This is a genomic window from Bacillus sp. FH (assembly GCF_052216825.1).
Lineage (GTDB): Bacteria > Bacillota > Bacilli > Bacillales > Bacillaceae_G > Bacillus_A > Bacillus_A paranthracis.
On sequence record NZ_JBQOUU010000001.1, the window covers coordinates 1,449,421 to 1,461,762 of the forward strand.

Consider the following 12,342-nt stretch of genomic DNA (forward strand, 5'->3'; position numbering starts at 1 on the left):
AAGCCCCTTCTGTTTTAGAAGGAGCTTTTTTTGAGTTATCCTCTATCGCCATTACGCTCTTGTTGTTTTTGCTTTGCCATGCGTTTTTGATGCGCACGATCCTTTGCACTCACATGATTAGCATCAGTTGGAAGATTTTCTTTTGAACGACCAATTCCATTGCTCATTATTTCCCCTCCTTTTTATACCTTTCAAAATACACCCTTATTTTCAGCTAGAGACACCATCCTTATACAAAAAAAATAAGAGTAGCCAATGGCTACTCTTACTCACTCACATATTTTTGAAACATATCATGGATGCCTTTATTTACTAGGTTCGAGATCTGCTCGTCAGATTTATTCGGATAACGATCACGCAATCTGATAGATGCCTTCACCATTAAATTTTCTAATACAGAACGGCCGCCTTCTCCATAAATAATTTCAGCATATTCAACAAGCCTTCCATCCTCTACTGTCGCTGGATTATGATTGAAGAAAAATTTACTCATTGCCTCCACCTCTCTCTTTTGTTAACGTTTACATTTATATAAATTATTTATGTTATTTATTTCACAATATTGTATGCATGTATATTTAATTAGTTTCATTATAAAGCAACATATCGATAGTAAATATGTGATTTTCCGTCTATTTTGTGAACAAACTAAAAATGAAAGCGTTTCCTTTATTGTATACTAAAAAAACTTACTACGCTAGGGGTATTTTTTTCAATCTACTAAACATATACTTTTTCTTTTTCTTTTCCCACTAAACCTTATACAATTTTCAGAAATTATATTATAAAATATATGTATGACTTAAGGAGGCTGTATATGAATCAAAATAAAAAAGCTATATTAGATCTTGTCTTTTATCTCGTAATCCCATTCCTCATTTGGAAATTTGCAAAACCTTATATCGATCCTTATTACGCGATGTTACTTTCCTCTGTTCCGGGGATTATTTATACACTGTATACCTTTAAAAAAGAAAAACAGTTTAACGTAACAGGGTTCTTTATTTTAATTACACTCATTTCTAATACGACAGTAGATTTATTATCTGGATCAGCTGAACGAATGTTGTGGAACGATGCATATTATCACATCGTACTCGGCATTATCGTTATATGTACAATTTTTATAAAAAAACCACTTATGTTATATTTCGCAGCAGATATTGCTGCACTGCAAGGCCATGACCGTGATAAAAGTCGTGAACTGTATCGTGATAGTCGTATCTATCCAGCATTGCAATATTTAACGCTCTTTTTCGGTCTACAATTCATATTAAAAAGCTTCTTAAAAATTTATTTCATCTCTGTTTTCGGTGTAGATGGCTACGGTGAAATGAGAGCAATTATGACCGCTGTTGGATGGGGCATTTCCATTTGTATCGGAATTGGATTTGTCTGGGTGAACAATAAAATACATGCCGTTACAGAAGAAAAAGAGTCTATGCAGTAAATGAAAATCCCCTAGTAGTACGATGCTACTAGGGGATTTTCATTTTGCTACACATATTACGAAATCTTTAACTTGATTTTTTTCTTTTATTTTTTACGTTTTGATAAAACAAAGCAGCACTTAGCGGCATAACACCAAACCACTTATTCATAAATGGCTCTTTTTCAGCACGGCGTTGTTCTTTCTTTTGTTTACGATCTTCTTTTGGAGCATCCATATACGACACAAACTGCTGTGTCACAAAGCGAACATAATCATTAGTAGACATATTATCATCACCTCTACTTGATTAGTATGTCCACTTTTTTATTCATTAATCTTTTCTTTTAATTCATCCATAATTTGCTTTACAGACTTATTCGTCGTATCAATATGGATATGGGCCTCTTCATAATAAGCTCGGCGCAATTCGAATTTCATTACAAATGCATCTATATCTTTCTTCTGAAATAGTGGACGTGTCGTATCTTCACGAAGCCTTTCTGCAATTACATGTGGATCACAATATAAATACACGACAGTTCCATTTTCCTTCATCCACTTGCGGTTTTCCTCTCGCTCAATGATTCCGCCGCCAGTTGTAATGATTACATTTTCAACAGGTAGTGAACGTAACATCTCACTTTCATATTCCCGAAAAGCCATTTCACCTTCTTCGGCAAAAATATCACGAATCTCCTTCTCTTGCTTCTCTTCAATTTTTTGATCTGTATCTATAACATCCATATGAAGTTCTTTACTTAATGCTTTTCCAATTGTTGTTTTCCCAGCTCCCATATAGCCGGTTATGTATATAGATTTCATTTTCGTTCCTCTCAATCGTCATGTATTACTTGTTATTATAACGAAAGATGCTACTTTATTTAATAAAAAAACGTTTTGTTCTTCTTATACACTGAAGAACAAAACGTAACATACTCGCTTTATCTATAAGTACCTCTTCTCACCCACTGTGTTGCAATCCATTTCTCACCTTTCGTTACAGGTGCCCCTCCGTGTAACGTAAGCTCATTTAGTGATTGATCTTGATAGAAATACTCAAAGTATACTGCCATTCCCTTTCTAGGGTGCACAGAAAGATTTAATTTCGGAAAGAAAGTTTCTCCGCCTTCTTCTACATCATTTAAGTACATGACAAGCGTACTAATACGATTATTAGCAGCTGATCTACTATGTTCGGCAAAATAATCATAGTGTGCTTTATATTGTTGATCCACTTCATAATTTAAAATGTGTAATCCTTCTCCATGCGAAACAGGAACATTCATGATAGATGAAATTCGTTTTTCAATCTTCGCAGTAAGTTCATTATCATCTAAAAATGCACCACTACTCGTTCGAATATCATTTACATCACGTGATGAACCAACTTTAGAACGTGCTAATTTATTTTTAGACAATTCAATTAATTCATCACACTCTTCATCACTTAATACATTTCCTAACACGACAATAAGAGGTTCTTCGAATTTTGAAATAATTTGTATTTCCCTATCTTCTGTCATAATTGCATTTCCTTTATGATCAAAAATAGTTTGTTCCTTATTTTCACCTATTTGATTGTTGTTTGTCATTTCCCTATTCTCCCTAAAAATAATGATTGGATAGCATGAATATATCATATTCTTTCTACCTTTCTCTTTTTTGAGAAAATTTAAACTTTTAATTGTTTTATTTATCCATTTCCTTTTAAAAAACAGCCTATTTTCAAATGATAAATCATGGTTTTTTATCCATATATTTCACATACTATCCTTCTATCCAATCGAATATTTTCTCATCTTTTTTTCTATACCGAAAGCTTACTTTATAGAAAACTTCCTGTTTTATTTTGCACTGCAATGAAACGAGAATAACGTCGTTTTCAAATACGTAATTTCCACTCGCTTCGCCCTTTTCATATGAAAAGAAAAAAGTATCTTCCTTTTCTTTTTGCCGTAAGTCTTTTTTTATATTTGTAATAGATTGATTTAGTATTTCCTCCAGTACAAACTTTTGCTCTATTTCAATATAAATTTTTTTATCTATAAGCAACATATTCGTTTCGTATATAAAGAACGAAGTTAATAATATAAGAAAAATGATTGTTCCTGGCATCGTAAATCCATCTTGTTTTATCATACATGTATTCCCATTTCGCTATATCTTATAGCTACACCTTCATATTTTTTCCCACTCCTATCTTTCACATTGATAAAGAGCAAATGAGGTGTTACTTCATACGAAACCATTTCAACATTTTGTAATATAACTTCTCTTCCGCGCATGTTCACTTTTCTTATAAGGTGATTATTCAATTTTTCATACGTCACTTCATCTCCAGTGCGAAGACGGAAGCGCAACATACTCTCTCTATTTTCAGGAACTATTTTTTCCACAAATGATACTTCACGAAACTCTAACTGTACTTGTCCTACAAACACATCCCATTCCCAATTATTTAACCCTTTTGATTGCTTGTTTTCTATTCCAATAAAGCTTAAACGTGGTAAGAGTAAAAAGAAAAGTGATAACAGAAAAAAACATACGATCATTTCAATTAATGTAAATCCAACTTCTAATTCATTTTTTCTCCCGCATAAAAGCATTGTTCCATCATTTTTCCTTTCACATCTTTCCACATCGCACAAACTTCATTTCCTCCCCAATATGTGTAATATACATTTCCATTTATGACTTTTTCTTTCTGTTGTTTTGCCTCATTCTCATACATATATAAAGCTGCTTCTTTTTTTAATAATACAAATGCCTTATAACGAATTTGTATGTTTTTTCGTTCTTGCATAATCAATACTGTTTGCGGAAGTAGTAAAGATACCATCATCATTACTATACTTAATGCTACAAGCATTTCAGCCATCACTGACCCTTTTTGACATTTCACGATACGTAAATCTCCCTCTTCCAAGCTGGAATACAATCTCATATTTATAACTTCGATACGAAAGTAAAATCGTGCCACCTCTATTAATATTTCCACTCGGATTATATGTCATCGGATTTGGAAAAGTATTCAAATCCAATTGTATATCGCTATCATATTCTCTTTTAATGATAGAATGATCCGTACTCGATTCCCCTATATAATACATATGTCTATCTTTATGCCATCGTAATGTATAGTGTTTTTGACGATTTATAGCTAATTGTTGCATATACAAAATATCATTTGAAAACTGTCTTAAAAATTGTTCGATTTTTTGTTTTTCGTATAATGAATGTACATGAAAATACGTGACCATACTTAATACAGAAATGGCAAATAAAACGAGTAGCATTTCTAAAAGTGTAAAACCTTTTTGCTTCACAGTTTCCCACTTGTTACCGTGCCATCATTGGAAATATGAATAGCTTCACCATTCGGACACTCATCCTTTGTAATATATTTCCCATCAATTAGCTCTTTTAGCGAGGGAATTTTATTATGTTGTAGTTGATATACTTGTATTTGCGCTTCTATAGATTTCACATAGGCTTTACATCCTTTTCCTTCGACGGATGAGCGCTGCGTAACTACATTTGGAATAATTAATAGTAATAATACAGTGATGACGACCATAACTAATAACATTTCTAAAAGGGTAAACCCTTCCTCATTCTGCATGTAAATTCCTCCTATATAGAATTCATCATTTGAAACATTGGCATAATCATCGCTAAATACATAAGAACAACTATTGCTCCAATACACGTAAATAAAATCGGTTGAATAATCACTAACATACGTTTAATTTTTTGCTCCATCTTTTCCATAATCAGATCACTATAATCACCTAATTCAATCGCCAAATTACCGTTTGCTTGACCATGTGTAATAATATAAGAAAGTTCTTCCTCATAATATCCGCTTTTAGCAATAATAGATTGCAACGGTTCTCCCGCAATTAATTGGTGTTTAACTCGGCCCGCTTCATACTGAAAGAACGGCTGATACTTTTGCTCCATCATTATTGTTAGAGCCTCAAGTACTGATAGTCCTCCGTGTAATAAGCCGCTCAATTGAGTAGCGAAATAATGCGAATGCTTTAAAATAAGAAATGTTTTTACGAGGGGGATACGAAGCATAATTTTTACTCGCTTCATATGTGGGAGTTTCCGAAAGTACAATATATATACACTACAACCCACCATAACAATAAAAATAGTGCTAAAAATAAGATAGGGTAGTAGCTTAATTGTACTTAATATTTGTTCTGTGAATAACGGTGCTGTAGAACCAAATGAACTATATACCATGTCAACTTGTGGTAATAAAATGCGGTTAAAAATCAAAATCATGATTATTAAAAAGAACGCCAAAAACATAGGATACTGCATTATTTTCATCATATCTTTCCTATACTTATCCTTTTTATAAAGAAGTGCACTCCCTTGTTGCAACGCAAAAGAAATATCACCATGTTGCTCGGCATAAAATAAATAGCTTAACATCTCCTGATGAAACTTTAATTGATGAAAAGAATCGTGTAGACTTTTTCCATTTTTTAATCCATCAATCATGCGCTGCAATTGTACTTTCTTTTCTAAAGGTAATTGAAACCGTAAAAATTCTAATGCCTGCAAAAGAGAGTATCCTTTTTCTAATAGTTCTCCTAATCGTTTCAGTAATATTACTTGATCACTTAAACTCCATATTTTCTTAAACATAAACATCCTCTTCTAAAAATCCTAAAGCGTATCCTTTTCGCAACGAAGACTCTAATGTCTCATGCTTGTACGTGACACATTCCCCGTTTGCTTCTTTAATCGCTTGTTTTAACTCATATCCATATAACAACTCATAAATACTCGCTTGCCTTACTTGCCTCATTGATTTACATACAGTTGAGCACTTTCTTTTACAAAACGGACACTTCAATTCAACAAGTCGCTGTGCAGCTATAGCCAATAAAGATTGTTCAATCTCTTGCCTTGTTATGCCAAAGTCCATAAACCGAAGTATTGCTCCTTTCGCATCATTCGTATGCAGTGTCGTCATTACTAAATGGCCAGTCAAGCTTGCTCTTATAGCGATTTTTGCTGTTTCTTCATCACGAATTTCACCCACTAAAATAACATCTGGATCATGACGCAAAATAGCCTTTAGTCCCGCCTCATATGTGATACCTGCTTTTTCATTTATTTGAACTTGTAATACATCGTCATTTCTTTTTTCAACTGGATCTTCCAGTGTAACGATGCGGCGTGTTTTCTTTTTTCTAATTACCTCTAATAATGCATACATTGTTGTTGTCTTCCCCGATCCAGTCGGTCCAGTAAATACGAGTAACCCATGGGAATAATGTAAAAAAGAAAGTAGTTTCTTCGCTGTACTTGGAAATAACGAAAGATGAGATAACGGCTGAATAGATGCTTGTAAATGAAGACGAATAACGAGACTTTCTTGATATACAGTTGGAAGCGTGGAAAGACGTAAATACACTTCCTGTCCATCCATTTGTAAATACAGTGAACCATTTTGTGGCTTCCGCCTCTCCCCTATATCCATGGATGCTAAAAATTTAAAGTGTGAAACAAGTTTTTCTCCAAATTCCTTTTCAATGTATTGTTTCGTCATTAAATCTTTCCCTATGCGCAGTTGAATCACTACATCCTTCTTCCGGGGCACAATATGTAAATCCGAAGCTTGTACCCTACACGCCTCTTTCAAAATCGTATTCGCAAAGCTTTCAATTCCATTCATCATTTTTCCCTCCCCACTATGTATATAGCATGAAGAAATCCATCTGAAAAATCGGTATTTTTGCATTTTCACTAGATGAAAAAGGAAAAATATGTTTGTGAAATTATGAACAATTTCCGAATTATTGTCTAAAATTACCTATACCCATGTTTATCTGTATTATAATGTTATTATCTTGGATAAAGTGATAAAGGTGGAGATCCTCATGGAACAAGCTTTAAAAATTACAGGTGTTTTAGCTGACCCAACTCGTTATTACATTTATAAATATATTTCTCAAAAACATAGTTACGTAACTGTACAAGAAATTGCTGATGAGTTTGACATTCATCCAAACGTAGCGCGTTTACATTTATCTAAATTAGAAGATGTTCATATGCTGAAATCTGAAACGAAGAAAACTGGAAAAGGCGGACGACCAAGCAGATTATATGTATTATCTGAAGATGTTATCCAATTACAATTCCCATTCCGTGACTATCAATTGTTAGCAAGAATCGCGTTTAATTCTTTACTTAGCCTTGGTGCTGCTGGTGAAAAAGCGCTCTACGAAACAGGGAAACAATTCGGGGCCGAATTAATGCAACAACATATGCAGCGCTTAAATGTGAGCGAAGATGCTTTAACAGTGGAGCAAAAAGTTCAAATTGCAAAGGAAGCCTTTTCAACAGCTGGCTTATCACCTGCATTTGAATTAAGTGCAGATGGAACAAAAATTTTCTATGATGTACACAATTGTCCATTTAAAGAAGTTGCTGTCCATCACCCAACTGAAATTTGTAATATGCACGGAGATATGATGAAAGGGATTTTTGAAATCCTATTCCCTAACACGGAATTAACACGAAATGATAGTTTACTAGATGGATGTAAATCTTGTAATTATAAACTAACAATTTGATTTCTCATATAAAAAGAAGCCAATTATAATTGGCTTCTTTTTATATGAACGAATATTTACAATAGTAAGAAAAATAAACTATAATGAAGTGAGGTTTACTTTTTTTAGAAAAGGAGGGAGATGGCATGGAGCGCATGTTTCGCGTTCTCGGCTTTTGGACTGGAATTTTCTCGGTTATGTTTTACGTAGGGGATATGCATTCGACTGCACTACTATTTTTAGGACAAACAGGATTCTTCGTACTTTTAAGCTATTTAAATTTAACAGAGCGTATGTATATATACGTATTCGGGGCATATTTAACTGTTTTCTTCATAGGATTTACATACTACACGACATTTTTACTTGTCCCTGGGGCTGGACATTAAAAGATGGCATTTTGCCATCTTTTTTTTAATTCCGGAATTCCCTAGTTGACTTATAGGTTTTATTGATTTATATTCTATATAACAGATTGGAATTAGGGGGAATCATCATGAATACACTGCTTGTCGGAATTAACGTTGCAGTCATGCTCATTTTAGTTGGCGTATTATATTATATGCAACGTAAGCATGTATCTTTTAATAAACGTGTATTTACCGCTTTAGGAGTCGGAATTATCTTCGGTCTTATATTACAATTTATTTATGAGCCAACTTCTAAAGTAATTATTGAATCAAATACTTGGTTTGGCTTAATCGGTAACGGTTATGTGAAGTTACTTCAAATGATCGTTATGCCACTTATTTTAGTATCTATTATTTCAGCATTTACAAAATTACAGTTAACGAAAAACCTTGGTAAAATTAGTGGTCTTATTATCGGAATTTTAATTCTGACTACAGGAATTGCTGCAGCTGTCGGTATCGCTGCAAGTGCAGGATTTGATGTATCTGCAACTGGTCTGCAACAAGGTGATGCAGAATCTGCTCGTCTGAAGCTAGTTGAAGAAAGATTTACTTCTATTGAAAAAACAACAATTCCAGATAAATTATTAGAACTATTGCCTACAAATCCATTTCTTGATTTAACAGGCGCTCGTCCAACATCAACAATTTCTGTTGTAATATTTGCAGCATTTATCGGCATCGCCTTTATAGGTGTAAAACGAAAATATCCAGAACAAGCAGAGCTATTTAAGAAAATGCTTGATGCTGTATATGCAATTGTAATGCGTATGGTAACATTAATTTTACGTCTTACTCCATACGGCGTATTAGCTCTTATGGCAAAAACAGTTGCTGGTAGCGACATAAATGCTATTTTAAAACTTGGTAACTTCGTGTTAGCGTCTTACGTGGCACTTATCGTAATGTTCGTTATCCACTTATTATTAATTGCTCTATCTGGTTTAAATCCAATTCAATATTTGAAAAAGGTGTTCCCTGTATTAACATTTGCATTCACATCTCGCTCTAGTGCTGGTGCAATGCCATTAAATATTGAAGCTCAAAAAGAAAAACTTGGTATTTCTGAAGGGATTGCAAACTTCGCAGCCTCATTTGGAGTATCTATCGGACAAAACGGTTGCGCAGGTATTTATCCAGCAATGCTTGCAATGATGGTGGCTCCAACTGTAGGAATTGATCCATTACAACCACAATTTATTTTAACTTTAATCGCTGTCGTTGCTATTAGCTCATTCGGTGTTGCCGGCGTTGGTGGCGGTGCAACATTCGCAGCGTTAATCGTACTATCTACAATGAACTTACCAATCGGTATTGTCGCTCTTGTTATCTCAGTTGAACCATTAATCGATATGGGGCGTACAGCTCTTAACGTAAGTGGTTCTATGACAGCAGGTCTTATTTCTAGTAAATGGCTTGGTGAATTAGATCAAGATACGTACAATCAAGATGATACAAAAACTGGTGAAATTGCTTCATAATGAAAAGGACGCTAACAAAACGGTTAGCGTCCTTTTTAGTTCTTTTCATCTTCCTCTTTATCTTTTATACATAAGGCATAACATATTGTTTCAAACACTATGTACAGATATAAAGAAATTACACCGTTTTTCATTTTTTTAATAACTATTAATTATAAACTACAGATTAACTATTATTCCTCACCCGCAAACTGTAAAAATTCTTCCAACCGCTCCTTTAACTCCTCCTCTATCTCACAATAAGATTCATCAACAAGTTCACCACTTAACTTACTTCCCCAAAACCTTATTGGAAGCGGTACTCCTAAAAAATAACTACAACATTCCCAGATAGGAACTGTATAAAATTCAACCATCTTTCCTTCTTCATCTAATACAGCTATCGAAATTGATGAAGAATATCCTGTTTCAAAAGGATTTTCTTTATCTCTGATGAGTTCTATAAATAATTCCATGTTTTTTTCTATGTACAAATGTGAATAATCTTTAAAAAGTTTAAATGCTATTCTCTCTATTTCCTTCTCCATGCATTGAATGTTCTCTTTTAACTCCAATGTAAAATCTCGTTCTGTATACTTCATCTCCGTCTCCTTACACATAGAAAAAGAGAATACAATAACATATTCTCTTTCCTCACATATACTTCATTATCTCACAGCCCGTCCTTTTCACAAATAACCATTTTGTTCGCACCATTTATGAAATTGTCCTACGTCTACTCCAACTAACACGATATCCTTTAGCTCTACCTCAATGATTTGTTCTCCAATTACAATAGCAAACTGCGATTCTAATTTTGTCTCGTTTTTCTTTACAATTCCAATTCGGTTCCGATGCGGTCCATCTTTTATATATGCTTTTTGTCCTACAATATCAAAGTTCAAGATCTTCACCTCTTTTACTGCGCTCAAATTGGAAATACGATCTCCACCTCGGAAAATTTCCTTTCATTGCACTATTTCTCTATATATATGACGAAACAATAAAAGAGTCCTTCCTTCTTTACAATTATTTTTTCTTTGTTTCATTTTTGTGATTGAAACGTAAAGTTTATAATAAAATACACTTGGAAGCGCTTTCTATGTAATTTTTTATGTTATAATGTATAAGTAGAACTTCGTAAAGAGGGTTAAAAAAAATGAATACAAAAATGATAAAAAAAGTAATTGAAGCATTAAAAGTATATGGCTTTCAGAATGTATCATTCTGTGACAAAACGAAGCAATTTTTATTTCATAACGAAACAGATATTATGAGCGGCTATGCAGAAATAACATATAGTAGTCAATTTGAAAAATTCAACGTACAAATTCATCCTATTGAAACGCATCACCAAGCAGAGTTACAAGAGGTTGAAAGACATATACAAGCCTGTATAAGAAAAGTGGAATATTTAAACGCACTTCTTAGCGGACAAACGAAACTAGATGATAAAATTATTATAATGTAAAAAAAGAACGTGAGGTGATCACGTTCTTTTTTTACATTATACATTCATCTTTTCTTTCAGTTGTAATCCTGTAATAGACTCTAATACATCCATTGCTTCTCCAAATGTCATGTCAAAAATTGTTTTATCTTCTATGTATGGAAATTGTCTGAAACGCTTTTCTAACATTTTCACAGCATCCGACGTAAAGTGTGCACTATCGATGCCAAATTCTGTTTCAAGAAGAACGATCCAATCTAACACATGAAAACCTAATCCATTTACGAATGAAATAAGTTTTTCTTCTGACTGTGAAGATAAGAATACGTGTCGTTCCATCTCACTAAAAAGTTCTTCTCCTAAAATATCAGCTAATTCATCATCATGTTCGCGGTCAATGATTTCTTCATAACCATAATCATCTACAAGCTCCTCAACTTCTTCACTATCTGCAAAAAGTAATTGGCTAAGAAGTGCCTCTTTCTTAAATTCGCTATTTTGTACGACTTCTAAAAAGCTCGTTTCCCATCCATTTTCTAATTTCATATTATGTACTCCTTTATATATGTTTCTTATCATCACTGTACCCAAAAGATCACTTTTATAACCTTTTAGATAGTTACTATTATTTCACATGATTCATAACATAAGATGCAAATTCTGCTGCATCTCCTTCAAAAAAAATCCCCATCTTTAAAACTTATTTGCGTTTAAATGATGGGATGCCTCATGGTCTTCTTTTATTTTTTGTTTTTTATAACTTTCATCAGCTAACATTTCTAGTTCTGCTGTTATTTCTGATTTTTCAAGCTCTCTTTCTTGCGAAAACTTCCTTGAAATATAAACAATAACACTACCAACGTACAACACAAAGCATATAATAAGTGCAGTATTTTCATAGAGACTTAGCTCCAACACAGTCACTCCTAATCCATTCGTATTTTCACGCTTCATTAATTGGAATTTCCCTACTAATCCATTTGCTATTGTAACATAAAAACACCGTTTC

General features: G+C 33.5%; 22 protein-coding genes. 6 read left to right on the top strand and 16 right to left on the bottom strand.

Annotated elements, in window-relative coordinates; translation table 11 throughout:
* Positions 1–35: 35 nt before the first annotated feature.
* Together ACTT1L_RS07695 and ACTT1L_RS07700 are read right to left on the bottom strand one after the other, a co-directional pair.
* On the bottom strand, positions 36–167 hold the full coding sequence (locus tag ACTT1L_RS07695; RefSeq protein WP_000064661.1) for a hypothetical protein: 132 nt from the start codon (positions 165–167) through the stop codon (positions 36–38).
* A gap of 98 nt (positions 168–265) precedes the next feature.
* Positions 266–493 carry a hypothetical protein gene (locus tag ACTT1L_RS07700; RefSeq protein ID WP_000032699.1) on the bottom strand — a complete coding sequence of 76 codons (228 nt, stop codon included), beginning with the start codon at positions 491–493 and terminating at the stop codon, positions 266–268.
* Positions 494–566: 73 nt separating this feature from the next.
* Between ACTT1L_RS07700 and ACTT1L_RS07705 the strand changes: the two genes are divergently transcribed.
* Both ACTT1L_RS07705 and ACTT1L_RS07710 read left to right on the top strand, forming a co-directional pair.
* Positions 567–683 carry a GTP pyrophosphokinase gene (locus ACTT1L_RS07705; RefSeq protein ID WP_071727059.1) on the top strand — a complete coding sequence of 39 codons (117 nt, stop codon included), beginning with the start codon at positions 567–569 and terminating at the stop codon, positions 681–683.
* A 134-nt stretch (positions 684–817) separates the two neighbouring features.
* Positions 818–1,450 (top strand): VC0807 family protein, encoded by a 633-nt coding sequence (locus tag ACTT1L_RS07710; RefSeq protein WP_001073109.1) that lies wholly within the window; start codon positions 818–820, stop codon positions 1,448–1,450.
* 67 nt (positions 1,451–1,517) lie between these two features.
* On the opposite strand, the gene ACTT1L_RS07715 is transcribed toward ACTT1L_RS07710, so the two are convergent.
* From ACTT1L_RS07715 to comGA, 10 genes are all read right to left on the bottom strand, one after another.
* Entirely contained in the window at positions 1,518–1,718 is a 201-nt protein-coding gene (locus ACTT1L_RS07715) for a YqzE family protein (protein ID WP_000106079.1), read from the bottom strand.
* Positions 1,719–1,756: 38 nt separating this feature from the next.
* Positions 1,757–2,254 (bottom strand): shikimate kinase AroK, encoded by a 498-nt coding sequence (gene aroK, locus ACTT1L_RS07720; protein ID WP_000836625.1) that lies wholly within the window; start codon positions 2,252–2,254, stop codon positions 1,757–1,759.
* A 119-nt stretch (positions 2,255–2,373) separates the two neighbouring features.
* Positions 2,374–3,024: a 2OG-Fe(II) oxygenase gene (locus ACTT1L_RS07725; protein WP_061132206.1), complete on the bottom strand. Its 651-nt coding sequence runs from the start codon at positions 3,022–3,024 to the stop codon at positions 2,374–2,376.
* 175 nt (positions 3,025–3,199) lie between these two features.
* Positions 3,200–3,571, bottom strand: coding sequence for a competence type IV pilus minor pilin ComGG (gene comGG, locus ACTT1L_RS07730; RefSeq protein WP_074543059.1), 372 nt, complete (start codon positions 3,569–3,571; stop codon positions 3,200–3,202).
* Complete coding sequence (gene comGF, locus ACTT1L_RS07735; RefSeq protein WP_000923058.1) at positions 3,568–4,038, bottom strand: competence type IV pilus minor pilin ComGF; 471 nt, start codon at positions 4,036–4,038, stop codon at positions 3,568–3,570. Before comGF ends, comGG begins: the two co-directional genes overlap by 4 nt.
* Positions 4,008–4,310 carry a competence type IV pilus minor pilin ComGE gene (gene comGE / locus ACTT1L_RS07740; protein WP_000829518.1) on the bottom strand — a complete coding sequence of 101 codons (303 nt, stop codon included), beginning with the start codon at positions 4,308–4,310 and terminating at the stop codon, positions 4,008–4,010. The genes comGF and comGE overlap by 31 nt, the downstream gene beginning before the upstream one ends.
* Positions 4,303–4,758: a comG operon protein ComGD gene (comGD, locus tag ACTT1L_RS07745; RefSeq protein WP_000810387.1), complete on the bottom strand. Its 456-nt coding sequence runs from the start codon at positions 4,756–4,758 to the stop codon at positions 4,303–4,305. The genes comGE and comGD overlap by 8 nt, the downstream gene beginning before the upstream one ends.
* A complete protein-coding gene (gene comGC / locus ACTT1L_RS07750) occupies positions 4,755–5,054 on the bottom strand; it encodes a competence type IV pilus major pilin ComGC (protein ID WP_001178694.1) in 300 nt (99 codons plus the stop codon). Before comGC ends, comGD begins: the two co-directional genes overlap by 4 nt.
* An 11-nt stretch (positions 5,055–5,065) precedes the next feature.
* Complete coding sequence (comGB, locus tag ACTT1L_RS07755; RefSeq protein WP_074543057.1) at positions 5,066–6,097, bottom strand: competence type IV pilus assembly protein ComGB; 1,032 nt, start codon at positions 6,095–6,097, stop codon at positions 5,066–5,068.
* A complete protein-coding gene (gene comGA / locus ACTT1L_RS07760; RefSeq protein ID WP_074543056.1) occupies positions 6,090–7,133 on the bottom strand; it encodes a competence protein ComGA in 1,044 nt (347 codons plus the stop codon). Before comGA ends, comGB begins: the two co-directional genes overlap by 8 nt.
* A gap of 205 nt (positions 7,134–7,338) precedes the next feature.
* On the opposite strand from comGA, the gene ACTT1L_RS07765 reads away from it, so the two are divergent.
* The 3 genes from ACTT1L_RS07765 to ACTT1L_RS07775 all read left to right on the top strand — a co-directional run bounded on the left by ACTT1L_RS07765 (position 7,339) and on the right by ACTT1L_RS07775 (position 9,904).
* The gene (locus ACTT1L_RS07765; RefSeq protein WP_000434109.1) at positions 7,339–8,034 is read left to right on the top strand and encodes a helix-turn-helix transcriptional regulator; all 696 of its coding nucleotides are present in this window, start codon (positions 7,339–7,341) and stop codon (positions 8,032–8,034) included.
* A 125-nt stretch (positions 8,035–8,159) separates the two neighbouring features.
* Positions 8,160–8,402: a DUF2626 domain-containing protein gene (locus tag ACTT1L_RS07770; protein WP_000440714.1), complete on the top strand. Its 243-nt coding sequence runs from the start codon at positions 8,160–8,162 to the stop codon at positions 8,400–8,402.
* A gap of 107 nt (positions 8,403–8,509) precedes the next feature.
* A complete protein-coding gene (locus tag ACTT1L_RS07775; RefSeq protein WP_001094339.1) occupies positions 8,510–9,904 on the top strand; it encodes an L-cystine transporter in 1,395 nt (464 codons plus the stop codon).
* A 173-nt stretch (positions 9,905–10,077) separates the two neighbouring features.
* Here ACTT1L_RS07775 and ACTT1L_RS07780 read toward each other — a convergent pair whose 3' ends face one another.
* Both ACTT1L_RS07780 and ACTT1L_RS07785 read right to left on the bottom strand, forming a co-directional pair.
* Entirely contained in the window at positions 10,078–10,485 is a 408-nt protein-coding gene (locus ACTT1L_RS07780) for a hypothetical protein (RefSeq protein ID WP_000877912.1), read from the bottom strand.
* An 87-nt stretch (positions 10,486–10,572) separates the two neighbouring features.
* Positions 10,573–10,788 carry a DUF3912 family protein gene (locus tag ACTT1L_RS07785; protein ID WP_001008331.1) on the bottom strand — a complete coding sequence of 72 codons (216 nt, stop codon included), beginning with the start codon at positions 10,786–10,788 and terminating at the stop codon, positions 10,573–10,575.
* A gap of 254 nt (positions 10,789–11,042) precedes the next feature.
* Here ACTT1L_RS07785 and ACTT1L_RS07790 point away from each other — a divergent pair, with 254 nt between their 5' ends.
* Complete coding sequence (locus ACTT1L_RS07790) at positions 11,043–11,354, top strand: hypothetical protein (RefSeq protein WP_001093243.1); 312 nt, start codon at positions 11,043–11,045, stop codon at positions 11,352–11,354.
* A gap of 36 nt (positions 11,355–11,390) precedes the next feature.
* On the opposite strand, the gene ACTT1L_RS07795 is transcribed toward ACTT1L_RS07790, so the two are convergent.
* Entirely contained in the window at positions 11,391–11,879 is a 489-nt protein-coding gene (locus ACTT1L_RS07795) for a hypothetical protein (protein WP_000764271.1), read from the bottom strand.
* A 147-nt stretch (positions 11,880–12,026) separates the two neighbouring features.
* The gene (locus tag ACTT1L_RS07800; protein ID WP_000817964.1) at positions 12,027–12,287 is read right to left on the bottom strand and encodes a DUF3966 domain-containing protein; all 261 of its coding nucleotides are present in this window, start codon (positions 12,285–12,287) and stop codon (positions 12,027–12,029) included.
* Between the last annotated feature and the right edge of the window lie 55 nt (positions 12,288–12,342).